This is a genomic window from Photobacterium damselae subsp. damselae (assembly GCF_038086725.1).
GTDB classification, from domain to species: Bacteria; Pseudomonadota; Gammaproteobacteria; order Enterobacterales; family Vibrionaceae; genus Photobacterium; species Photobacterium damselae.
Genome location: NZ_CP146971.1, coordinates 589482 through 613406, shown reverse-complemented (window position 1 = coordinate 613406; position 23925 = coordinate 589482). Strand labels below are relative to the sequence as shown.

At 38.7% G+C, this 23925-nt stretch carries 22 protein-coding genes; 13 read left to right on the top strand and 9 right to left on the bottom strand.

Annotation, left to right across the window (positions count from 1 at the left end):
* Positions 1–43 precede the first annotated feature (43 nt).
* The gene (locus WAX86_RS17565) at positions 44–943 is read right to left on the bottom strand and encodes a LysR family transcriptional regulator (RefSeq protein ID WP_238070872.1); all 900 of its coding nucleotides are present in this window, start codon (positions 941–943) and stop codon (positions 44–46) included.
* A gap of 188 nt (positions 944–1131) precedes the next feature.
* Entirely contained in the window at positions 1132–1707 is a 576-nt protein-coding gene (locus tag WAX86_RS17560; protein WP_005305389.1) for an alkylphosphonate utilization protein, read from the bottom strand.
* A 445-nt stretch (positions 1708–2152) separates the two neighbouring features.
* On the opposite strand from WAX86_RS17560, the gene WAX86_RS17555 reads away from it, so the two are divergent.
* Complete coding sequence (locus WAX86_RS17555) at positions 2153–3358, top strand: trypsin-like serine protease (RefSeq protein WP_341489791.1); 1206 nt, start codon at positions 2153–2155, stop codon at positions 3356–3358.
* A 90-nt stretch (positions 3359–3448) separates the two neighbouring features.
* On the opposite strand, the gene WAX86_RS17550 is transcribed toward WAX86_RS17555, so the two are convergent.
* Positions 3449–4738: a cytosine deaminase gene (locus WAX86_RS17550; RefSeq protein WP_341489802.1), complete on the bottom strand. Its 1290-nt coding sequence runs from the start codon at positions 4736–4738 to the stop codon at positions 3449–3451.
* Between the two features lie 11 nt (positions 4739–4749).
* Positions 4750–5991: a cytosine permease gene (gene codB, locus WAX86_RS17545; protein WP_107200359.1), complete on the bottom strand. Its 1242-nt coding sequence runs from the start codon at positions 5989–5991 to the stop codon at positions 4750–4752.
* An 880-nt stretch (positions 5992–6871) separates the two neighbouring features.
* On the opposite strand from codB, the gene WAX86_RS17540 reads away from it, so the two are divergent.
* On the top strand, positions 6872–7534 hold the full coding sequence (locus WAX86_RS17540) for a response regulator transcription factor (RefSeq protein WP_036766036.1): 663 nt from the start codon (positions 6872–6874) through the stop codon (positions 7532–7534).
* Between the two features lie 55 nt (positions 7535–7589).
* Here the strand turns inward: WAX86_RS17540 and WAX86_RS17535 are convergent, their stop codons facing one another.
* Positions 7590–8222 carry a hypothetical protein gene (locus tag WAX86_RS17535; RefSeq protein WP_065171458.1) on the bottom strand — a complete coding sequence of 211 codons (633 nt, stop codon included), beginning with the start codon at positions 8220–8222 and terminating at the stop codon, positions 7590–7592.
* Between the two features lie 165 nt (positions 8223–8387).
* Between WAX86_RS17535 and WAX86_RS17530 the strand changes: the two genes are divergently transcribed.
* From WAX86_RS17530 to WAX86_RS17490, 9 genes are all read left to right on the top strand, one after another.
* Positions 8388–9758, top strand: coding sequence for a histidine kinase sensor domain-containing protein (locus WAX86_RS17530; RefSeq protein ID WP_068968623.1), 1371 nt, complete (start codon positions 8388–8390; stop codon positions 9756–9758).
* A gap of 206 nt (positions 9759–9964) precedes the next feature.
* On the top strand, positions 9965–12040 hold the full coding sequence (locus tag WAX86_RS17525) for a TonB-dependent siderophore receptor (protein WP_341489790.1): 2076 nt from the start codon (positions 9965–9967) through the stop codon (positions 12038–12040).
* Between the two features lie 113 nt (positions 12041–12153).
* A complete protein-coding gene (locus WAX86_RS17520) occupies positions 12154–12942 on the top strand; it encodes a DUF3450 domain-containing protein (protein ID WP_044178470.1) in 789 nt (262 codons plus the stop codon).
* The gene (locus WAX86_RS17515; RefSeq protein ID WP_341489789.1) at positions 12939–14303 is read left to right on the top strand and encodes a MotA/TolQ/ExbB proton channel family protein; all 1365 of its coding nucleotides are present in this window, start codon (positions 12939–12941) and stop codon (positions 14301–14303) included. Before WAX86_RS17520 ends, WAX86_RS17515 begins: the two co-directional genes overlap by 4 nt.
* On the top strand, positions 14303–14836 hold the full coding sequence (locus WAX86_RS17510) for a MotA/TolQ/ExbB proton channel family protein (RefSeq protein ID WP_036765736.1): 534 nt from the start codon (positions 14303–14305) through the stop codon (positions 14834–14836). Before WAX86_RS17515 ends, WAX86_RS17510 begins: the two co-directional genes overlap by 1 nt.
* Positions 14833–15237: a biopolymer transporter ExbD gene (locus WAX86_RS17505; protein WP_044178478.1), complete on the top strand. Its 405-nt coding sequence runs from the start codon at positions 14833–14835 to the stop codon at positions 15235–15237. Before WAX86_RS17510 ends, WAX86_RS17505 begins: the two co-directional genes overlap by 4 nt.
* Before the next feature lie 16 nt (positions 15238–15253).
* Positions 15254–15910: an energy transducer TonB gene (locus tag WAX86_RS17500; protein WP_044178481.1), complete on the top strand. Its 657-nt coding sequence runs from the start codon at positions 15254–15256 to the stop codon at positions 15908–15910.
* The gene (locus WAX86_RS17495; protein ID WP_341489788.1) at positions 15907–17085 is read left to right on the top strand and encodes a tetratricopeptide repeat protein; all 1179 of its coding nucleotides are present in this window, start codon (positions 15907–15909) and stop codon (positions 17083–17085) included. Before WAX86_RS17500 ends, WAX86_RS17495 begins: the two co-directional genes overlap by 4 nt.
* A gap of 130 nt (positions 17086–17215) precedes the next feature.
* Positions 17216–17680 (top strand): YhcH/YjgK/YiaL family protein, encoded by a 465-nt coding sequence (locus tag WAX86_RS17490; protein ID WP_239970953.1) that lies wholly within the window; start codon positions 17216–17218, stop codon positions 17678–17680.
* A 91-nt stretch (positions 17681–17771) separates the two neighbouring features.
* Here WAX86_RS17490 and WAX86_RS17485 read toward each other — a convergent pair whose 3' ends face one another.
* Together WAX86_RS17485 and WAX86_RS17480 are read right to left on the bottom strand one after the other, a co-directional pair.
* Positions 17772–18773 (bottom strand): tetratricopeptide repeat protein, encoded by a 1002-nt coding sequence (locus tag WAX86_RS17485; RefSeq protein WP_237035775.1) that lies wholly within the window; start codon positions 18771–18773, stop codon positions 17772–17774.
* Between the two features lie 165 nt (positions 18774–18938).
* Positions 18939–19799, bottom strand: a complete 861-nt coding sequence (locus tag WAX86_RS17480; RefSeq protein WP_065171465.1) for a bile acid:sodium symporter family protein — start codon at positions 19797–19799, stop codon at positions 18939–18941.
* 219 nt (positions 19800–20018) lie between these two features.
* On the opposite strand from WAX86_RS17480, the gene WAX86_RS17475 reads away from it, so the two are divergent.
* Positions 20019–20447, top strand: a complete 429-nt coding sequence (locus WAX86_RS17475; RefSeq protein WP_044178484.1) for an N-acetyltransferase — start codon at positions 20019–20021, stop codon at positions 20445–20447.
* Positions 20448–20526: 79 nt separating this feature from the next.
* Here WAX86_RS17475 and WAX86_RS17470 read toward each other — a convergent pair whose 3' ends face one another.
* Complete coding sequence (locus WAX86_RS17470) at positions 20527–21906, bottom strand: lyase family protein (RefSeq protein ID WP_107200362.1); 1380 nt, start codon at positions 21904–21906, stop codon at positions 20527–20529.
* Positions 21907–21990: 84 nt separating this feature from the next.
* Positions 21991–23130 (bottom strand): amidohydrolase, encoded by a 1140-nt coding sequence (locus WAX86_RS17465; RefSeq protein ID WP_065171467.1) that lies wholly within the window; start codon positions 23128–23130, stop codon positions 21991–21993.
* A gap of 152 nt (positions 23131–23282) precedes the next feature.
* On the opposite strand from WAX86_RS17465, the gene WAX86_RS17460 reads away from it, so the two are divergent.
* Entirely contained in the window at positions 23283–23543 is a 261-nt protein-coding gene (locus WAX86_RS17460) for a PepSY domain-containing protein (RefSeq protein WP_036765724.1), read from the top strand.
* Positions 23544–23925 lie beyond the last annotated feature (382 nt).

Here is a 23925-nt window from a genome sequence, read left to right as displayed (position 1 = left end):
TGACACGATGTAATTAGGTATAATTACAAAGAGATGCTGGATATTATTTTTCCAGCATTTCTTCTATTAAATCGATAAAGCAGCGAACTTTTGGTGATAAGTGTTTTCTGCTTGGGTAAAGCAAATACACATTTACCTCTGTTTCAGGCAAATCTTCAAATAATATCTCAAGCTGTCCTGTTTTTAAGTTATCTGCAATATAAAATTCAGGTAAACGGCAAATTCCTTGGCCAGCAAGAGTCATTGCTAATTCAATGTTACCGTCATTGGTTTTCACTCTAGGTCTTACATCGACATTAATCAGTTGATTTGATTTATCAATATATTCCCAGCGGTAAGGTGATTTCAAATTAGAATAACAGATACAATCGTGGTTCGTCAGCTCAAAGGGGTGATAGGGACGGCCTTTTCGTTCTAAATAATCAGGGCTTGCAACCGTATAAATACAGCTTTTATAGATAGCTTTACAAATAAGAGATGATTCATCGAGTTGAGCTGCTGCTCGAATCGCCAAGTCGTATCCGTCAGCAATCACATCAATACGTTTATCGGTCAGATCGAGATCCAGTATAACGTTAGGATAGCGTTTTGCATATTCAACTAGAACAGGTTGTAAATGTTGATGGCTAAATCCAATAGGGCAGTTGATGCGTAATGTTCCTCTTGGGGAGGCTTCTTGGTGAGTGATTAGGCTCACCGCATCTTCAGCACCTTGAATCAATTGTAGACATTGTTCAAAATAGGCCTCACCTTCAGGAGTTAAACTTAGCGAGCGTGTTGTTCTGTTCAGTAACCGAACACCTAATCGATTCTCTAATTTATTAACTTCTTTACTTACATGTGAGCTAGAGTGGCCTAGTAAATGAGCTGCTGCCGAGAAACTTTCTGATTTAACAACCTGAACAAAGATAATGATACCATCAAATAATTGGTTATTTGTCATGTGGTTATTCACCTTATTTCAGATATAACTATGTGATATCAAGATGCGAATTCGAAGTGTTAGTATAAACTCAATTCAAGGAAAAACATTGGGTTATTGTGATAATTTTATTCGTTATGATAAAAAGAAACCCTTTGATAAGGATATTATCAAAGGGTTTTCTCAATACCATTGCTCAATAAAGAAAATTAGTTTTTCTTAGTGTAAGCTGCAATGATTACCATCTGAACACCGTCTGCACGACCTTGGATGTGTAGAGGGTTGTCAGTTAGGCTGATATTACGTACTGCTGTACCACGCTTAATTACCATGCTAGAACCTTTAACTGGAAGGTCTTTGATGATAGTTACAGTATCGCCTGCTTGTAGAGCTGCGCCGTTGCTGTCTAGTGTTGGTACTGCTGCTTCTGCTTCTGCAACTAGACCTTTTTCTGCCCACTCACGAACATCGTCTTCTAGATACATCATATCAACTAGGTCCATTGCCCAGTCAGTTGTTGTAGAAAGACGCTTAAGCTGACGGTAAGCCATAACTTGAACAGCTGGAACTTGGCTCCACATGCTGTCATTTAGACAACGCCAGTGGTTTTCATCCGTTGCTTCTGGGTTTTCGATTTGAGTGCTACATGTGTCACACAGGTATACACAGCAGCCAGCACTTTTGTCTGCAGATGCTGCAACGTTGTGTACATGTAAGTTGTCTTCAGAAGAACATAGTTCACACTTGTTGCCGCTACGGTCTTTTAGAGCTTGTTCAATAGTCATGGGATTCGATATCCAAAATAATAATGAATAATGATTGTTCGTATATTATGCGCCTCAAATTCTCATATGAAAAGAAAAGTCGGTTGAGATCACAAAATTTATCGTATTCTAGACTGTTTAATATCCAATTTTGCTGTTTAAATAGCAATGATTCTTATTATTTGGTTAAAAATTAACTGATTTATTTCGAGGAAGTCTCAAATGTATGTTCCAGCTCTAGAGCAAAGTATGAATGAGTCTTTTTCTTTAATTTAAATCTACTCTATTTTTATATGCTGAATTATTACTGTTGTAGATGAAATTATTCTCGTCGTATCTCACATAGTAAAGTTGCTAAGATATACATCTTATTTTGGGGATCTAGTCGAAAAAAATGGGATCAAAATATCGTTGTATTCTTATGCTGTTTACAATGCATTAAATTGATAACAACAAGGATTTGGCTGTGAAAGGATTTCAAAAAATAGCGCTTGGAACTGCATTAATATTGGGTGCGTTATCACCTCTTACTCAAGTCTATGCTATGAAGGTTGTTCCTAAAATAATAGGAGGTGATGACGTTAACTTCTCTCCTAATGAAAATATGATGGTTTCACTAAGAGCAAATGAAGTGGATGAAATGCCATTTTGTGGTGGAACTATTATTGGGGAACGGTGGATTTTGACTGCTGCTCATTGTGTTGTACTTGGGTCTGGTGATGGGTTATTTGTTATCAAACCCTCCCAATTAACCATAACAGCCGGAATTACGGATAATAGCGATACAAATGTTGAAAATATGTATGTTGCAACACATGTGGTTGTACATCCAGATTATACACTAGATGCTAAAGTTAAAGTCGACAATCAGGGAAACATTGAGTTAATTCATTCTGCTTTAAATAATGACTTGGCTTTAATTAGAGTCGATAATGAATTTACTGATCTTGGTATGAGTGTTTTAGCCAATGATGAGCTGGCAAATAAGACTGATGTATTATTATCGACCCAATGGGATGATCATGACCGACCTAAAAATGTCCGTATTTTGGGATGGGGCGCGACCTTACCTGATGGCAGTTCACCTTCAGATAGCCTAAAACAAGCTACACTTTCATTCCTACCTATTGCTGATTGTTTTGTACGTATTGAAAATGGTAGTTCTCCTGCATTAGTTATTGATAGCCCGACAAATAGAACAAAAATTTGTACGTTACCCCCAGAAAAAATTGCTCAAAGTCCTACCGTGGGCGCAGACAGTTGTTTTGGGGATAGTGGCGGTCCATTATTTACTCAAACCGCTGAGGGTCAAACTATTCAAATTGGTATTGTGAGTGGTTCTACTGTTGGATCTCCTGCTTGTGGATCACTATCGCGTCCAACATTCTATACTCGTATTGGAACTTATTATGATTGGATCACAGAAACGATAAAAAAGACACCTCAAAAACCGATCACTTACCCTAATATCATCAAAGATCCTGATAGTGATGGAGATAATGGTGGCGGAACAGGGGAAATACCTTGTAACGACAGTATTTCTCCTAATAACTGTGCATTAGTCGGTAAAGATAGTGGAGGTAGTATGGGCTGGTGGAGTTTATTTTTACTGGGTGGATTATTCTGGAAGCGTAATAAAGAGCACAATTCGATGCCAAATTATCAGTCATAAGATGCATTAGCACTAAAATTATTAAAGCCTGCATAATCTTATTAATAAAAGAACGCAGGCTTAATTTTGGGTTGTTAAGTGTGTTTTACGTTAGCGCTTGAAGCTAATATTTTCTGTTTTATCTAAACAAATTTCCGTTTTTGCTGGCTGGGTTTGAGCAATAATGTGGCCAGAGCGAATGGAATAGCGCACAGGAACTTGGCGGCGTACTGCATCAAAACCATTTTCAGCAGGAAGGACAAGTAAGTTACCTGGTTTACCGAGATGAATACCGTAGTGATCTTGTATATTTAAGGTTTTAGCAGAGTGAGTGCTAATCAAATTAAGCGATTGATTAATTTGCTCATATCCCATGATTTGACATACATGAAGTCCCATATGAAGGACTTGCAGCATATTGGCGGTACCTAGAGGATACCATGGATCAAATACATCATCATGGCCAAAACAAACATTAATATCAGCACCTAGCATCTCTTTGACACGCGTGATACCGCGACGTTTTGGATAATCATCGAAGCGGCCTTGTAGATGAATATTCACTAGTGGGTTGGCAACAAAACTGATCCCTGACATTTTTAGTAGTCGGAATAATCGAGAAGCATAGGCACCATTATAAGAGTGCATCGCCGTAGTATGGCTTGCTGTTACCTTATGACCCATTTCATATTTGTGTGCTAGTGCTGCAACAGTTTCAACAAAACGAGATTGTTCATCATCTATTTCATCACAGTGAACATCGATTAATCGGTTGTATTTACGAGCTAATTCAAAAACATAGTGTAGGGATTCAATACCATACTCTCGAGTAAATTCGAAGTGAGGGATTGCACCAATAACATCAGCTCCTAACTCAACGGCTTGTTCTAGTAACTCTTTACCGTTGGGATAAGATAGGATGCCTTCTTGAGGGAAAGCTACAATTTGAATATCGACCCAAGGACGCATTTCTTCACGCACTTCTATCATTGCTTTTAATGCTGTTAGCGTTGGATCCGACACATCAACATGAGTTCTAACATGTTGAATACCATTTGCAATTTGCCATTTTAAAGTCTGTTTAGCGCGAGATTTAACATCCTCAATAGAAAGTAACGCTTTTCGTTCAGCCCAGCGCTCAATACCTTCAAATAGAGTACCTGAAATATTCCAGCTTGGTTCGCCAGCCGTTTGAGTTGTATCTAAGTGGATATGAGGCTCACAAAAAGGAGCCATTGCCATCCCTTTCTCGCCATCAATTACTTGCGTATTTTCAGGGTAAGACAATGCAGCCGCCATAGGCTCAATTGCCGTAAATTTGCCATCATGGATCAATATTTGATACAGGCCTTCCTTGCCTTGTAGCGTCACGTTTGTAATCAGCATATTTGAAGAGTGCATCATAAGGATCCTTATGCAGTAACAGGTTGAGATTGTGTATTACGATTAATAATTGGGTTCAGAATGAGATAACTAATAGCACCACCGAGAACCGCATTGATTGGAACAATACCAGGAATAAAATGCCCACAAGCAACACCAATCGCCACGCCGATAATAGCGGCCCAATTTACTGTTTGGAATTTTGCATTGGCAAAGTCGTGATAGCGGTGACGGTTTTTAAGAAAATCAGCAATGATGATGCCACCAATTGGCGGGATTGCTGCGGATAAGAAGGTTAGCCAGCCAACAAAATGGTTATAAAGCCATAGGGCGCATAAAGTACCGATTATGCCATTAATTACCGAGAGATGCTTACTTGGTAGTTTTGTGATATTTGAAAAGCCTAAACCTGAAGCGTAAAGCGCATTGTCATTTGTGGTCCAGATATTAAGACCTAAAACAATAATTGCAGGAATTAATAAACCTTGAGCAATCATTACTTCAGAGATATCAGACTGACCTGTTACAGCGCCACCTGCGGCGCCAAAAATAAACATCAGAGAGTTACCCAAAAAGAAAGCAATCATTGTGATGACAACGGCCATAATGGGTTTACGACCAAAGCGTACAAAGTCAGCGGTTAGAGTACCAGCAGAGACAAATGAACCAACGACGAGAACAAGTGCTGTTGAAAATTCCAATGGCGTTTCTGGGGAAATTAATTTTAATTGCTCTACACCACCAATACTGTTTACCGCTTCAATGACAGAATACCCACCGAGTAATGCAATCGCAGGCACTGCGATCGCTGATAAAATCATAAGAGCGGCGATACCAAAGTAAACCGTTGCTGTCATTAATAGTCCGGAAACAAGAATCAGAATATTGGTATCAATTCCCGTTGCTTTATGGACTGGGATTGCGAACATGGCTACGCCAACCCCAAACCAACCAACTTGAGTACCACCAAGAAGAGAAGAGGGAAGCCAAGAACCTTTTAAACCGAAAGAAAAACGAGCAAGAAGATGGGTGGAAAGACCAGTTGAAGCGCCAATGTAGCCGAGAAAAGAAGTGTAAATACCAAGAATTAAATTACCAATAGCCACTGCGAGGAAGAAATCATGATAGGAGAGTCCCGTCCCTAGAGTTCCTCCTGTCCACATACTGGCAGAAAAAAATGTCAACCCTAGCATTACCATTGTGAGCGAGAGTGCCCCTTTTCGTGCCGACAGAGGTACCGGACCTAAACTGTAGTTATTGTCGCTTGCCATATCTAATCATCCTTTAGGAAATAGCTAAATTTCACACAAACGGCGCGTATTTTATGGATGAAAATCTAAAGATCAATAACGAATTTTAAAAAATGAACAGAAAAGTACATTTTTGTTTTTATCATTATGATTTAATTATACTTTTATTTTGATTGTTTTTATTTTTTATTGTTATGCAAACGATTTCCATTGTAAGGTTTGTGAATGTATTCGATTTTCCATGCTGTATTTTGTATTCTAAATTGGAATTTTGTGGTGTTTTTAAATTATGACATTAATTGGGATAAGATAGGATCTTTGCTAAAAGTTATCCACAGATATCGATTATCCACAAAACTTGTTAATAAGTCTGTGGGAAAGGCTGAAAGACCAGATTTCTTGCCGACTCTGATAAAGTCAATAGATATTTTTACAAAACGATGACTAACATAATAGAGGTTGATTTAGTTCAATATTCACTTCTGTTTCATGATTAATAGATAAATTGTGGGATCGTATTCACAGTAAAAAGACCAATGGAAGAATAGAGCATATTCTTTATATATCAAATATTTATAAGAAATGTATTGAGAATATTTATGCCACGATTATTCATATATTAATTTAATCATTATTCAAACTTATTGGATCTTTGTTTGCTGTGAAAAGGCTCTGTGAATTATTCTCGATATCACTTAAATAGATTTAAACTGCTTATGTTTTGTACGCCTGTAGTTGTTGTCGACTGGTGTGTTGTGGGTAAAAATTACTCACTTTTATTGTAAGTGTGGAAAAAATAGTAGCTTTAAGGCTTCATCATAAATTTTTGAGGTTATTGATTGCGGCTTTCTATTTATGAATTAGAATGAGAATGTTTTTTGTTCTCTCGAGTGTTTTTGTAGTGTCCCAAATAGTTGTAGTTGATGACGATATTCTCTTGTGTTCTCTATTAACAGAGGTTCTCTCTGATGAGGGGTACGATGTAGAGAGTTTTCATTCTGGTGAAGATGCGCTTAATTATATGCAAGACCATTCTGTTGATTTAGTTTTACTTGATGTAATGCTACCTAAGCTGAATGGTATGCAAGTGGCTCGCCGTATCTGTCAACGTTTTGCCACGCCTATTTTAATGTTAACCGCTTTAAACGACGAAAGCTCTATGCTAGATGGGTTGCAAGCTGGAGCTGATCAATTTTTAGCTAAGCCATTTAAAGTTCCTGAGTTACTTGCGCGGATAACTACAATTTTAAGACGGGTTGGTTTAGAGCGGCAACGCAACTTACTGGTACAAAAAGATAATACCGAGCTATTTAAACAGTTTGCGCGTATCCCTTTAACTACAACAGAATCAGAACTGTTAGATTACTTGGTTAAGCGTCCTGATATAGTGATATCAAAATCTGAATTACAAAAAGAAGTGCTCAAAAAAGATCTTTGTCCGTTTGATCGTAATCTTGATATGCATATTAGTAATATCCGCCGTAAAATGGTGAAACTGGGTTTGTCAAAGCAACATATCAAAACGGTTAGAGGAAAAGGGTACAGCTTTATTGAGAGAGTATAAAAGCATAAAGGCACCATGAGAGTGCCTTTATAAAAGTATGGGAGATAGTTGAAATTTACTTCATCACTGATTGTAGAAAGTTAAAGTTCATTTGCCCTAATTTTTCAGTGTGAAATGCAATTTCTTTAAGATTTGGGTTCAATTCATAAAACAGCGGTTGGTCACGGTTTTCTGCATAGTTATGAACAAGATAGCCTTTACCACTTGGATATTCCATATTCCAAAGCTGGCTTTCTGCGACATGACTTACCGCGATAAATTCACCAATGTATGAAATTTGATTTGATCTCACTGTAAAATGAATATTTAAATCATCTTGATTTGTCGAGATAAAGCTACGGTTACCGTCAGAACCTTCAATGGTAACTTTGCTAATGTCGTATTCACCTTCGGGAAGAAGTAGGGTAAAAAGTTGTCCCGTTTGAGCCGGCGTAGCAAAGTCATGCTGTTTATTATCATTGGTTAATAAAATTGGCTCTCCTTTGCTTCCATCTGGCAACAATTTGCGTAGCTCAATGGTTGTTTTTAGGTTTTCTCCTGTTTGTGGCCAGATTGCACTTGCACCTATGACCCCGACAAGATAGCCGCGAGCAGTGGAAACTTCTGTATAAGAGTCTGGAACGGAAACTTTCATTCCAGAAGCGCAGCCGTAAAGTAGTAGGCTGAAAAAAAGTACTAATAATTTCATTTATGACTTTCCTTGTTAAGCATTGGTAACTTAGCAATGCTTAATCATTATATGAGCGGTTTGCTGGTTCGTAAAGAGGATGCTCATATGGAATAGTTGAAGTGTGTATATTTGTAACGTACTAATTTAACGATAAAAAATTTAGCTATAGTGAATATTTCTTTTATGAATCGAGTTCTTTCGCGTTATCAGCACTCTCTAGCTGTTAAACTTTTTAGTTATTTTGCGATCATATTAATAGTTATTTTAGGTTTACAAAACCTTGCGGAGATAGCACTGGTTCGTTCAATGCTGCAAATTCCAACTCATGTTCAGGTTGATATGAGAAAGATGGCTCATCAAGCAGAGTCTTTGGTTGAGTTAGGTAATAAAGAGGCCTTAACGGATTGGGAAGAACAACAGAAGTATTACCTATTTGTGGTAGATCAACAGCATAATGAGCTATCAAATCGTGTTATGCACCCTCATTTTAAATTCAAACTACAATTCACTCGCCCATTAAATACCATTCTTGATAGTCAAGTTAGCCAGCCTATTATTAGTATTCCTTTGCCTAAAGTTCAGGCAACGTTAATGGTACAATTACCTTATCAACAGCATCCTGCGAAAAACTTTTCGTTCTATTTTGGACTGATCCAAATAGTGATTGCTGTTTTAATCTTATTACTCTTCTCCGTGCTTATTGCTCGATATTTACAAAGACCATTAACAACACTTCAGCTTGCTTCAAGAAAGCTTGCCGATGGTGATTTTTCGGTACGTGTAACGAAAGAGGTCGGTGATAATGTCTCAGAATTTAAAGCGCTTGCTCAAGATCTCGATATTATGGCATCTAATATTCAACTATTAGCGGAAAAGCAAAAGAGATTGATTCGTGATGTATCCCATGAACTGAAAACGCCATTAGCACGGCACGATTTGGCTTTACATTTATTACGTCGCAGAACTCAAGATCAAAATAAAGAGTTACTCGATCAACTAGAGCAACAGTCAGATCAAATGAATACATTGGTCAATGAAATTATTGAATTTTGTCGAATTGATAATGCTAAGTACTCAACACAATTGATGCCAATCCAGATTGATAGTATTTGCCAGATCCAATTCGAAGAAAGCCAACGACATCTAGGCCTGAATCAGTCGTTAAATCTCCATTTAGTTGATAACTTTCCTATGGTAATGGCAGAAAGTCGTTTAGCTTTGCGTGCAATCAAAAATATTATTGAGAATGCCGTAAAATATGCTGGGAGTATGGCTGTCATTGATGTTTCAACTTGCCTACTTATCTATCAAGGTCGTTCTTATGCCGCTGTTGTAATTGAAGATAATGGGGTAGGAATCCCTTCGTCTCAGTTAAAACGTATTTTTGATCCCTTTACTCGTCTGGAAGATTCTCGAGATAAACAATCGGGCGGTTATGGTTTAGGACTTGCGATCGTAAAAGAAGCCATGACGGTTATGAAAGGGGAGGTAATAGCAGAAAATCGACGCAGTGGTGGACTTCGAATATCTCTTCTCTTTCCAATTGTTGAGTAACGGGAAGGACGATTACTTATTGAGTTTCTCTATATATCTTTACGAATGCAAAGAATGTAAATTAGAGTGAAAATAAGAATGGTTATCACTTATATTCCAACTCCGGTTCGCTGGTAGCAGCATTACGATACTCATAAACACTTGGTTTATTACTATAAATATTTCTAATGCTGAGTGTTTGGTTAAATATCTGGAGATAACGGAATATGTTTTCTAAAAGTCAGTTGGCTTTACTTATTGGTGCAACTCTTGCCGCACCTGTTTCATTTGCACAAAATGTAGAAGCAGATGAGCATATGGTGGTTACGGGACGTGATTACGGTTATAAAGCCGATACTAACTCAACAGCTATGCGTATGGAAATGACACAGCTAGAGACCCCTGGGCAAGTTGCAGTTATTGATGAAAAGCTAATTGATGAACAGCGTGCAAGTACGCTAGGTGAGGTACTGCAAAATGATGCAAGTATTTCAGCTGGCGGTACCAGTCGTAACCGTGAACGTTTTTCTCTTCGTGGTTTTGAATTAGGCAGCAGTTCTGGTTTCTTACGTGATGGCCACCAGCATTGGTCTCATTACCGTCAACCAATTGAGTTACTTGAACGTGTAGAAGTCATGAAGGGACCTGCAGGTTTATTATATGGCCAATCTGCTCCTGGTGGCTTAGTGAACATGGTTTCTAAAAAGCCAACTCATGAAACACAAGTTAACTTTAGTCAAGATGTGGGTTCAAACAATCACACTCGTACTGTTGCTGATGTAAGTGGTTCTTTAAATGTAGACCAATCACTTCGTGGCCGTGTGGTATTAGCTAAAGAAGATTATGATTCATGGCGCCGTTACGGTGATGGCACCAAACCATCAACTGACCGCTTTGTTGGTGGTTTATTCCTAGATTACGATATTAACGATGATGTAACAGTTTCTGTTCATTATGACCGCACAGAAGATAAAGGAAGTGTTGACTCAGGCGCTTATGTGGTTGATGGCAAAGTTGTTCGTGGTGACAAATATATTTGGGATGCTCAGTGGTCAACTATTGATAACACCGTTCAAAACACGGGCATTGATGTTAAAGCACAATTAACTGACTCATGGGCTTTAAATACTGGTTTTAACCATCAAGATTTTAAACGTGTAGATGTAGAAAGTTACCCAAGCTTCAATGATTATGCATCAACGGGTAAAATCGTTCATAGTGGTAACGATCGCCATGATCATTGGGTATTTAATACTGCGTATTCCGATCTTGTTGGTGAATTAGATTTTCTTGGTACCCAGCATCAAGTACTAATTGGAGCAAACTGGTTAGGTTATTCATACGATCGAGCTCAATACTATTTTGATAAAGTCACGACAGAACCTGGTCAAACAGTACCTAAACCGGGTTATTCAGGAAAAACACGCAAATCTAATTCTGAGTACGATGCGTGGGGCTTCTATCTACAAGATATGATGACAATTAATGATTACTGGCAATTCTTAGCGGGTGTTCGTTTCGATCGTCAAACACAAGAAGGTAAGGCTGCTGAAGAGGCGATTTCACCTAAAGTTGCAGCAATTTTCCACCCTGCAGATAACGGTTCAATCTATCTGTCATATTCGGAGAGTTTTGAACCTCAAGGTGTCGTTTCATCTGATTACGTTAATGCAGGCGATAAGCTAGATCCTTTGCGTGGAAAGCAATATGAGCTAGGTACTAAATGGGAATTATTAGACAGTCGTCTATATGTATCGGGTGCTGTGTTTAATATTACTCAAGAAAACTCTAAGATTGCGGTAGGTCCTAAAGATAACCAGACTCTAACTCAGGGTGGTGAGCGTGTTCATAATGGCGCAGAGTTAGCATTACAAGGTAAAGTGACGGACAAGTTGAATGTAAATGCATCTGCAATGTACTTAGATGCAGAGTATACCAAAGACCAGAATTTTGAAGGTAATCGCCCTGCAGATGTTCCTGAGTTTGCTGCGAGTGTTTGGTCTACTTATAACGTGACGGATGCTACCGATGTAAACCTAGGTGTGATTTACGAAGGTTCTCGTTATGGAGATGCAGCAAATACATTTAAGAAACCTGGTTATACTCGAGTTGATATGGGTGTATCTCATACCTACAAGTATGACGAAAAACTGGATATTATCGGTCGTTTGAATGTTGAAAATGTATTTGATACAGACTACTTAGCTGGTGGTGGTTCAACAAGCAGCAAGTACCCAGGTGCTACTGGGGTTACTATCGGTGAAGGCCGTAACTTTATGGCAACAGTTGAGTTCAAATACTAATCAAAACTCAAATAAATGAGGGGAGGCGCGAGCTTCCCCTGATACTATTTTTCTTTTTATCTTTATCACATTTGTGACTTTTTATTTTTATATCGCATTGAACTAATAGATTGATGACAATGAAAAAGACATGTATTGCGCTACTGGTTTTAAGCGCATCGGGAACAGTGGCTGCAAACAGTCTAGATACTGCCCGTTCAATTGAAAGTAAAACAAATGCAGCCTCTGCTGTGAGCCAAGATCGCATTGATAAAAGTGCTGATTCCGCACTAAATATGAAAGCTGAAATTGAGCGTTTAGAAGAAGAAACTAAGAATCTGGCTATTTATCACGATCATCTAGCTCGCTTAGTTGAGAACCAACAACAAGAAATGGTTCATATCAATCAGCAGATCAATGATATCAAAGAGACTCGACAAGGTATTGTGCCATTGATGTATCAGATGTTAGATGGTCTTGAGCAGGTCATTAAACAAGATAAACCAATTAAAGAAGAGCAACGTGTAGCTCGTCTGCATAAACTTCAGGCAATGATGGATCAAGCAGATATCTCTGATGCTGAAAAGTTTCGTCGCTTGTTAGAAGCTTACCAAATTGAAATGGATTACGGTACAAAGTTGGCTACCTACCAAGCAAAAATCACGCTTTCAGATAATAAAATAATAGAAGCGAATATTTTGCATTTGGGTCGTTTAGTGTTAGTTGCTCGTAGCCTAGATGGCCAGCAGTATTGGTCTTGGAATGCAAAAGACAGCTCATGGCAAAGTGTCGATGGTGATAAAGCTGATAATATTGCTCAAGCTTATGCAATGGCGAATAAAGATATTACGCCGAATCTGCTGACATTGCCGATTTCTCCATCTCATTTATCACTGACTCAAGCCGCAGGAGCAAAACAATGAAATTAAAAACATTAGCGTTTGCGTTAAGTGTTGTGATGCCTTTGTGGACTGGTCATGCTTATGCCGATAGCTTGGTAAGTAAAGCTCAACAAGAACAAGCAGTGCAAACGGCTCATAACGCAGCTCGTGAGCAAGGTTTTAATCACACTGAAGCCAGTATTAAAGCTCAACGTGATGCTCTGTTAGCTAAGCGAAACCAACTGCAAAATCAAACGGATAAGTTGAGTAAAAGTTTTAGCCAAAATGAAGAGCAGTTAGCTGAACTTGAAGAGAAATTACGATTAGAAACTGGCAGTTTAGGTGAACTTTTTGGTGTTGTACGTCAAGCAGCAAAGGATCTAAATCATGAGCTAGACAATTCTGTCACCAGCTTAGGGGTAAACCACGATGATAACGTCGTTGCTGATATTGTTGCGGCAAAATCGCTGCCATCTATGGCTCAGTTAACTGGGTTATGGCGCACTATGATTGGGCAAATTCAAGCTAGTGATGAAGTGGCTAAGGTCGAGATCCCTTATGTAAATGGGGCCGGTGAGTTAAATCAAGTTTCAGGTTTTCGCCTCGGCAGCTTTGGTTTAATCACTGATGACGGTTATGTTAATTGGAATAGTGGCCGTGGTAATGCTGAAGCGTTTCCAATTCAACCTGAAAATGGTCCAACATCAGCCTCTTTTGAACATTTAAATCAGACTGGGATGATGGATATTGTTATTGATCCATCTCGTGGTGAGATGCTTGCACAATTAGCTAATGAACCGACATTAATGGATCGCTTAAAGGCGGGGGGAGTGGTTGGTCAAATTATTTTAGTTCTATTGGCAATTGGTGGTGGTATTGCGCTGTTCCGTGGTGCTAACTTGATCAAGATTCGTCAACAAATAAGCCGCCAACTTAAAAATCCTGAACAACCTGGCAATAATCCTCTTGGTCGAATTTTGTCTGTTTACAATAAAGAGCAGAACCGAAGTGTTGAGGCCCTTGAGCTACGTTTAATGGAAACTATTATTGATGAGCAACAAGGGTTGGAAAAAGGTTTGTCTATGTTAAAGCTATTGGCTGCATTAGCACCCATGCTGGGATTACTGGGTACAGTCACGGGGATGATCGAAACATTCCAAGTGATCACTCAGTTTGGCAATGGCGATCCTAAAGTGATGGCTGGTGGTATTTCGATGGCGCTTGTTACTACCGTTTTAGGTCTTATTGCCGCAATGCCGCTGCTACTGGCTCATAATGTGTTGGGCACTCAGGCAGAAAATATTCGCAATATTTTAGAAAAACAAGGGATCAGTTTAGTGGCTGAACAGGCAGAAAAAGCGTGTTTTAAGCCAAATACTCAATCTAAGGTGGCGGCTGCGTAATGTTTTCTAGTTTGATTGAAAACTGGTGGTATTCGCTCTCTCATTTTATGGATCAGGGTGGAGCCATTTTATGGTGGCTTGCAGCCGTTGTTGCGATTTATTGGTTGTTGGTTATTGAGCGCCTGCTGTATTTGACGTTGACATACCCAAAACAGAAAGCGAACTGGATTGCTCAATGGCAAGCACGCAGTGATCAAACATCTTGGTATGCGCATGTCATTCGTGAAGGTTGGTTAAATCAGGCACATCAAGCTTTAAACCAAAATTTAAACTTGATCAAAGTCTTAGTTTCTATTTGTCCTATGTTGGGATTAATGGGTACGGTTACCGGGATGATCTCCGTGTTTGATGTGATGGCTTCACTAGGCAGTAGTCAACCTAAACTGATGGCCTCTGGAATCTCTTTAGCTACTCTTCCGACAATGGCGGGAATGGTAGCGGCTGTTGCAGGCATGTTTGTTCACTCTCGTTTATCTAAAGCATGTCACTGGCGAGAGCTTAAGTTAGAAAAATTATTAAGGAGTCAGCAATGAGGCTAACTCGACCTTCACGAAACCGTGAAGATGCTCAAATTGATCTTACATCCATGTTAGATATCGTATTTATCATGTTGATCTTCTTTATTGTAACCAGCTCGTTTGTGCGTGAATCAGGTGTCGAAGTTAACCGACCTCAGGCCAGTCATGCTGTAAGTCAGAAAGATGCAGGTATCTTTATTGCGATCACTTCGGCAAATGATATCTATATTGATAAACGTATCGTAGATGCTGAACGAGTTCAGGCGACCATTGAGCATATGCTTGTTGACCAGCCGGATGCCGCCTTGGTTATCCAAGCTGATGAGCATGCCTATAATGGAACTGTAGTTAAAGTAATGGATGCGGCAAAAGGTGCTGGAGTGAAAAATATTGCACTGGCTGCTGAAAATAAGTGATGGTTAGGGGAGTAGGATGTTAAGAGTCTTAATGGCTTTTCCTTTAGCCATATTGCTTGCGGGTGGCTTGTTTACATTTATGGCTTGGATGGTTGATAACGGCTCACGACAAGAGCCTGAATCAACCCCACCTTTATCGTTTAATATGGTTATGGTTGAGCAAGAATCCGAAGTTCAGCGTCGACAACGCGTTGTACCGCCTAAACCAGAGGCTCCAAAACCACCACCGCAAGTCATGCCAAGTCAAAGTAAGCCGACGTCGGTATCAACACTGCCCGTAGCCTCTATTTCAGCACTTGGCTTAGATACTTCTATTTCTGGTATTGCAGTCTCGGCCCCTAAATTTGGCAAAATAGAGGGAGCGGCGAATTTGGGGGCTGGAATTAATGTTGGTTCAAATCAACAAGCAATGCCTTTGTATCGTGTTGAACCTCGTTATCCAGCACGGGCATTAAAGCAAGGCGCGGAAGGTTATGTGGTTTTGCAATTTACTATTGATACCCAAGGTCGTCCCTCTGATATTAGTGTGCTAGAGGCTAAACCTCGCCGTTTATTTGAACGAGATGCAATGCGAGCACTGCGTAAATGGAAATATCAAGCGAAAGTGATTGATGGCCAAGCGGTTGAACAACCAGGGCAAACGGTAAAATTGGAGTTTAAAATAAATCAATGATGAAGATAAAAAAGCCATTAGTCTCTGTCTTATTATTGTCAGCTTCGATATTACCGTGCTGGGTACAGGCGGCACCTCAGTTGAGTCAAAGTGTGGCGGCTAAATTACAAAAAGCTAATACATTGATGCAAGAGGACAAACTAACCCAAGCGTCACAACTTCTAACTTCAATCGCAGTAGATAAAGCCTATGACAAAGCGTTTATTGCCCGTATGTTAGGAGTTGTATATTGGCAACAAGGTAAAACCCAATCTGCAATTAAAGCGTTAACTCAAGCTGTTAACAGCGGTTTATTGAAAGATGAATATGGGTGGCAAACAGAGCGTATGCTTGCTGATTTATTATTATCTGAGCAACAATATAATAAAGCGCTACCTCATTACTATTCGTTGACCCAAGTAAAAGCTAAAGGTAATAAAATTGATGAGGTGTGGTTACGTATTGCCCAGTCACATTATCAATTAAGCCAATGGCCAAAAGTATTAACTGCCATTAAACGATACGATAGTTATGGTAATAAAGATTCAGTGTCACCACTTTCTATTGCCCTGGGGGCTCAACTGCAGTTAAAAAAATACAATTTGGCTGTACCGACATTAAATCGACTGATCGCTTTAGAACCGAATAAAAACATTTGGTGGCAGCAATTAGCTAGTTTGCAGATTCGTATTGGAAAAACATCGGATGCATTAGATACTTTGGTATTAGCTCAACATCAAGGAATCCAGCTTTCTAATAATGAATTGCGAACATTAGCACAGCTTTATGCTCAGCGTGGTATACCTGAGCGAGCAGCTAAAATAATTGCAACGCTATCTGATGCAAACACACAGGAACGCCTAGTTGAGCAAGCCAATTATTGGCAAATGGCGCGCGAATGGGATAAAGCGATAACAGTATGGAAAAAAGCGGTATCACTCAATAGTAAATACCGCTGGCAGTTGGCTCAATTGCAATTACAGCAAGGGCAGTATCGGCAAGCTCTATCGCAGCTAAATCAAATCTCGAACTCAAAATATCAATCTCAAGTTGAATTAGCAAAAGTACATGCTTATTACAAACTGGATAAGTTAGAAAAAGCAATTATACATGCGAAAATGGCGAATAACTTAAAACCGTCTCAAGAGGCGAAAGGATGGATCCAATATTTGAGTCAGATGCAGACAATGTCATAACAAGTTATAGTTTAATCTATTGAGTATAAGATTTAAGCAGCTAATAGGATGACCTGTTTGCTGCTTTTTTATATCTTTTTAGGCTATTTAATTGGGTATATAATCTTTTCTTTTTTTTAAGAGTCCAATTATGTTTGTTGGTCATATTGATAGATTTCCTGCGCAAAGTTATCTAGCCCCTAAACTACTTGCTGCCATGAAAACCGCGTTCTCTCGTATTCAAGATTTACCTGCTGATTTTTCATCGTCAGTCGAGATTGATGGTAAAGATTTTTTCTTTAATATTCAGCAAGAAACATGTACACCTGCAGAGCACAAATTGGCGGAAATACATCATAACTATGTGGATGTTCATCTAGTATTAGATGGGCAAGAGCAGATTGGTGTGTCATCACTGCCGCTCGAAATTACTGATGATAGTAAGAAAGAGTTTGATTTATATTTTGGTCCCTTGCAGGACGAAGATTTTATTACCTTACAGCAAGGTGATTTTGCAATTTTCTTTCCTCATGAAATTCACAAGCCATTAAGTACTTATGGTGAACCAACAAGGGTAAAGAAAGCAATTATTAAGATCGCTATTGATATTTTGTAGCGAGTGCTATTTTTTATCAGTAGTAGGTCTATACCCAAATACAGCAAATTTGGTATATCCCCTTAGCCATTTAGATAAGGGGATACTTCTATTAAATCTTATCGTAAATTTCTTGTTGAAGTTGTGCTGATTTTGCAATGTCGTCAGCTGACATGTATTGTTTTACGTCTTTTATTTCAGAACTAGCATCATAGCCATTGTCTTCAGCGATATTATACCAAGCTAAAGCTGTTTTGAAATTGCTATATGTACCATGTCCATTTCGGTATGAGTAACCCACCATATACTGACTATATTCATTCCCTCGCATTGCACCCTGAGTGAAATAAGCTAAGGATTTTTTATAGTCTGTTTTTTTAAATCCACACTGGGCTTTATAGTCAGTATAGTAATAAATATCACCCAATTTTGCGTAGGAGCGGGCATGCTCATCGGTCTCTATTGCTTTTTCGAAAAATTGTATAGCACGAGCACAATCTTTTTTTACACCTTCGCCATTAAGATAGGCAATACCTAGGTTATACATCGCACTTGCATCACCTTGGTCTGCTGATTTTTGGAACCACTTTGCAGCTTCAGTAAAATCTTGTTTAACACCTTGGCCATCGTTGTATGAAAATGCTAATTGATACATTGCATCGCTATAGCCTAATTTAGCTGCCGCGAGATAGTACTCATTACCTTTTTCGTAATCTTGAGCTGTGCCTTCTCCATCAAAATACATAATGCCTAAGCTATATAGTACGTAGGGGTCTTGGCTCGATTCTAACTGATGGTAAAGTTTGAGCGCTTTTGTATAGTCTTCTTCTTCGTAATAGTAATCAGCTAAAGTCAGTGTCGCTTTGGGATGATTATTTTCTGCTAATTGATTAAGGTATTTTATACCCTGCTCAATATTTTCTTGCATCATAGATTCGGACATCAAGATATTTGCCGCGTTATAAATAACTTCAGCATCTGTTGATGTTTCCGCTTTTTTTACCACAGCAAGATCTTCGGATGTGTATTCTTCGTAGCTTAAATCATAGGCAAAAGCAGGAGTGGAAAGGCAAAGGGTTATACCTATAGATAATAGAGTTCGGCGATAATTCATTATAATAATTCCATTTTTATTTTGAGAGGGAATTATAACGATCTGTTTTATTTTTAAAACCTAATCAAATGAATGAATCATAAAGAATGTGATCACTGTACAACAATAAATCAGATAATAATATTTCATGCCGTCAAAGTTATTATTTAACGGCATGCATTTATTCTATAATTTACTCTTGCGTGAAACCCAAGCGACAAATAGACATGCTGGAATATTCATTAAAAGTCCGTACATAAGGGGAACTACTGCTAATTGTGGCTGATGCATAATACTAAGTGCCACCATCATTGCTGTTCCGGCATTTTGGACACCAACTTCTATTGCTATGGTTCGTTGTGCTTGTTGGGATACTTTTATTTTTCTAGCAATGAAATAAGCAAGAAATAGAGAACAGCTTGATAGCAATAAAACAGCAATCCCTTCTATACTGATAAAACGATCAAATATTTTTTGATTTGTTATAAGTAACGCTAAAATAATGAGCAGCATTGCTATAGTTGATAGTTTTTTAACCATTGGTTGAATCAGTTGAGATTGTTTGGGTAACCATTTGGTTATTATCATTCCTAGACTAATAGGTAAAACAGTAACAGCAATAAGTTGTTTTATAGCAAGGTCAATCGGTAATTGAAACTGCTCTAATTGAGAACCGTGTATGTCTAAATAAGTAATAAAGACTAAAGGCAGTAAAAAAGGAGAAAGTAAACTGATAACTGCTGTGAGTGTAATACTTAATGCGACATCTCCTTTGGCTATTAAGCTAAAGAGGTTAGATGTTGCACCACCTGGACATAAAGAAACAAGAAACAACCCGGCAGCTGCGGTTGATGATAGAGGTAACAGCTGAATAAGCACTAGGGCCAAAGCCGGTAACATAAAAATTTGCAAACACAAACCGATAATGGATGATTTGGGCTGTGTGATTACACGAGAAAAATCGGCACGTTTTAAACCAAGCCCCATACCGAGCATGACTATGGCCAAAGTAATAGGGAGTAAGACCTGAGTCACAATGTGTTGCATACATCTTCTCTTTGGTGATCATAAAAGCGTGAATTGTAATGTAACGTATTCTTTTGGTGAATGAATTTTATGGTGTTATTTGTATGCTTTTGTAAGAGGAAGAGTGATACAAATAAGCAGAGTACATCTATCACAGTTGTAAGAATGAAGGGTTGAGTTTTGTAAATAATGCTATATAAAATCTTGAACCAAAATAGCAATAAGAATTAGAGACCAATCATGCCAACTATTCAATTTGCCCAAGGCGCTCTTACTTCTCAACATCAGGCTGAACTATCAGTTGGATTTGAATCGCACAGTGAAACACAATCTGCTCCGCCTTATCACAAAGAACAGGTCAATTGGACAGTTGAAAATGAACAAGGAAAGCTAGTTGCGGTGCTTACTGCCGATATTCTGTGGCAATGGTTATATGTCGATGAGCTCTGGGTTGATGAAAGCTGTCGTGGTACGGGAATGGGTAAACAATTAATGGCTAAAGCAGAAGCATATGCAAAAGAGCAACATCTTTCTGGTTTGTGGCTGTGGACCCAAAGTTGGCAAGCTCCAAAATTTTATCAAAGTTTAGGTTTTGAAGAGTTCACCCGTTTTGATAATTTTCCAACTGGTCATAGCCGTATTGGTTTAAGAAAACTTCTAACTGCTTAATAAGTTGTTTTGAAAATGTGCCCATCATCCATTATTTAAAATACTGATGGGCAAATAATTGTTTTAGTACATTATAATTTTATGCAATACCACCTTGAGTAAGATGTAAAGGATCCAGTAATTTATTGAGTTCTTCTCGAGATAGATCCGTTTCTTCTTCCGCTACATCAATAATTGGGCGGTTCTCTTTATAAGCTTTTTTGGCTATCTCTGCCGCTTTTAAATAGCCAATAATCGGATTTAAGGCTGTGACTAAAATAGGATTGCGAGTGAGAGCCTGACTGAGATTATCTTCACGGATCGCAAAGGTTCTGATCGCTTTAGTCGCTAAAAGAGCCGAGGCATTAGCTAATAATTCGATGCTTTGACAAATATTTAAAGCAATCACAGGTAGCATAACATTCAGTTGGAAGTTACCAGATTGACCTGCCACAGTGATGGTTGCATCATTACCTATAACTTGTGCTGCAACCATAGCGGTTGACTCTGGTATCACTGGATTGACTTTACCTGGCATAATTGATGAACCAGGTTGTAACCCTTCAAGTTCAATTTCCCCTAAACCCGCAAGAGGGCCTGAATTCATCCAACGTAAGTCATTAGATATTTTTAATAGGGCAACTGCTGCAGTTTTAATTTGGCCCGATAAGCTAACAATGGCATCTTGGCTGCTGAGGTTGTAATAAAAATTATCACTTGCGGTAAAAGGTATCTCGGTTGCAACCGATAAGTTATTTGCAAATAGAACAGCAAACTGAGGATGAGCATTAATCCCAGTTCCTACCGCTGTTCCTCCTTGTGCTAGTTGAGTCACATTTGCAAGAGATTGAGCGATACCAATTTTAGCTCGTTCAATTTGAGCCTGCCATCCACCTAATTCTTGAGCAAATGTAATTGGCATGGCATCCATTAAATGTGTACGACCTGTTTTAACAATATGTCCAATCGCTTGCTTTTTTGCTTCAAGTTCTGCACTTAATTGCTCTAAGGCTGGAAAAAGGAGGGTATAACACCCTAGAGCAGAGCTGACTTGAATCGCTGTTGGGATCACATCATTACTGCTTTGTCCCATATTAACATGATCATTTGGGCTAACTGATACTCCTAGCTTTTGGGATGCTAAGGTTGCAATAACCTCGTTGGCATTCATATTGGTGCTAGTACCAGATCCCGTTTGGAATACATCGATAGGGAATTGATCTAGATGCTCTCCGTCAATAATTTCTTGGCAACTAGAAATAATGGCATGAGCAATATCGTGATCCAGCAATTCTAAATTTAAATTACTGCGAGCTGCTGCTTGTTTGATATATGCGAGTGCTTTAATGAACAGAACGGGCATAACTAAACCGCTAACAGGAAAATTATCAACAGCACGTTGAGTTTGTGCTTGATACAGTGCGGTAGATGGCACTTTTATTTCACCCATACTGTCTTTTTCTATTCGAAAATCACCCATCGTCATTCAGTCCTTATCTCAGTATTTTATTTTGATAATAATTATCATTTGGTCGTTAACTGTCAACAGGAATACCTTATTAGTTTAATAGAGTAAACCGTGTCTTTGTCGAATCAATTGCAGAAATAATTGGCTCGATATTTCGATAAGCTCATCAGGAAAATCATAATCTGGGTTGTGCAATTGTGGATGAGCCTCACCGCTGCCTATGCAAAATAATGTCCCTGGCCATTGATGCAGAAATTCCCCAACATCTTCTGACCAGCGTAAAGGGTGATCAATCTCTTTTACTGAGTAATGAAGGGTATTGGCTGCAAGGCGAACAGCATCGGTTGTTTGTCGGTTGTTGATCGTTGCAGCAAAAGGTTCAATCCATTCAATATGAAGATCTAAGTGGTGTAACTCTGCTTGAACTTGAGCATATTTTGTTAGCTCCTCCTGTATTTGTGCTAAAACCATTTCATCGTCACTACGTAGTGTAGCCATGACTTGAGCCTTTCCTGGTGATGTACCGTAGCCTTCATTGCCTATTTTTACGTGAACTAAAGTAATTAAGTTGAAATTATCTTGGTAGCTTTGCGTGATTTTATCGAGATAATCCATAAGCCTATTCACCGCAGGGGCAGGGCTAATGCCATGTTCTGGATACGCAGCATGAGAGGTTTTTCCATTAAAGGTGATGTTGACTCCCGTTGATGCACAAGCAAATACGTCGTTTTTGATGACAACTTCACCAAGCGGATACCCTGGTAAATTGTGATAGGCAAAAACAGCATCTGGTTTTATGTGTTGCATTCTTATATCTTGCAACATGTTTTTTGCGCCAAGGCCAATTTCTTCAGCAGGTTGAAATAGTAGAACAACAGTCCCCGATGCTGGTGGATTATGAGCCAAAATATTCGCCAGTTGCAGTAAACTGGTTGTATGACCATCGTGCCCACAAGCATGCATACAACCACTATGGCGAGAACCATGGCTATGATTGGGCTTCTCATTAATAGGAAGCGCATCAAAGTCAGCACGAAAGAGGGTCGTAGGGCCAGATTTTTCGCCGACAATTTCAACAATAATGCCATGACCACCAATATTAGTTTTTGGCGCTAAACCAAATTTTAGTAGTTGATCGGTAATTTCCGATGCAGTTTTATATTCGTTAAGAGAGAGTTCTGGATAACGATGAAGATGATGTCGAAAGCGGATTGGATTAAAGTCTTCTTGGCTCATAATAACGTTAAATCAATGGGTTTGGTTTTAACTCTACTCCGAAAATAGGCATCATTATGTGAGATGTTTCACGTGATCTTAGAAATGAGGCAGTTCCCTGTTATCAATCTTTGATAAACTAGCCATAAAGAATAAACAAAGAATAATTTAATATGAATCGATTACTGTTTACTGCTGGATGTGTTTTTGTGACCGCAACGGTTAATGCCGATCCGATAAATTTGATTGAGCATTATCCTTTATCTATTCCTCAAGTTATGTCGACATTGCACAAGCAGGGCTACCAAGACTTTCGAAAAATTAAGATTGAGCAAGATGAAAATGAATTGGAAGTGATTGCACATGAACCTGATGGTGATCGCGTAGAGATTACACTCGATCTGACTTCTGGAAAAATCATTGAGGTTGAATAGTCATTTTCAGCCCTAGCTTAAGAGAGTCCTTTTCTTGAGCTATTTATATCAGCTACTCTTTTATATTGTTTGATCCTATCAATTTAAACTTATCGTTTTTTGCCTTTTTAAACCGTTTTTGTGATAGATATGAGTAAGCTTGTATTTTAAATGGTCACAATTGATGTAGTTTTTTTACAAATTTGTTGCAAGTCATTTTCAGCGAATAAATTCAAACGAATATCGCTTATTGTTACAATAAAACTCATATTAACGAGATTTTACTGATAACCATCCTTGTTGTGTCAAGGTTTTGACTGGTCTAAGCTCTAGGTTCACTATATAAGGTAAAGAATGATATATGTGAATCTCTTCCACAAAAAGTCTATTTGTTTTTCATTTG